Origin of the sequence: Variovorax sp. RCC_210, assembly GCF_041355175.1 — a bacterium.
Taxonomy (GTDB): domain Bacteria; phylum Pseudomonadota; class Gammaproteobacteria; order Burkholderiales; family Burkholderiaceae_C; genus Variovorax.
The window spans coordinates 1-544 of the sequence record NZ_JBFUPJ010000051.1 but is presented as its reverse complement, the minus strand read 5'-3'; the positions used below and the strand labels follow the sequence as shown (position 1 = coordinate 544).

Below are 544 nucleotides of genomic sequence, written 5' to 3'. Positions count from 1 at the left end.
GGCCGAGTTGACCAGCGCCGGCCCGCCGCCGTACAGCACCTGCGTGATGTGGCTGTCGTTGCCCGCGCCTGTGATGGAGCGGTATGCCTCGGCTTGCGCGTCCATACCCTCGGCCAGTCTGCCCTTCGCACCCTTGTTAAGCATGGCGACCATGGTGCCGATCACTTCGAGGTGGCTGAGCTCCTCGGTCGCGATGTCGAAGAGCATGTCCTTGCGGCCCGGGTCGTCTTCGCCGATGGCTTGGGTGAAGTAGCGGCACGCTGCTGCGAGTTCGCCTTGTGGACCCCCGAACTGTTCGAGCATCAGGTTTGCCAGGCCGGGGTTGGTTTCGTTCACCCGGAGGGTGTATTGCAGGCGCTTGTTGTGAGAAAACATGGGATCTCCTGTAAGTGGTTGAGCGGGCTGCAGGTGCCCGAGCAGACAAAGAGCCTTCAAGCTGCGCATGGTTTTGAGACCTTCGTGTAGTCCTAGGGAACGTCTGATCAAGTCGTAAATTGGCTTGTCGGCGATGGTGCGTGTTTGGCCTGTTGCGCTCGCAGGCTCG

1 protein-coding gene is annotated in these 544 nt (G+C 61.2%); it reads right to left on the bottom strand.

Going from position 1 to position 544, the window contains the following annotated elements:
• On the bottom strand, positions 1-375 hold a 375-nt coding region (locus AB6807_RS39400), incomplete at its 3' end, for a manganese catalase family protein (protein WP_371088817.1).
• Between the last annotated feature and the right edge of the window lie 169 nt (positions 376-544).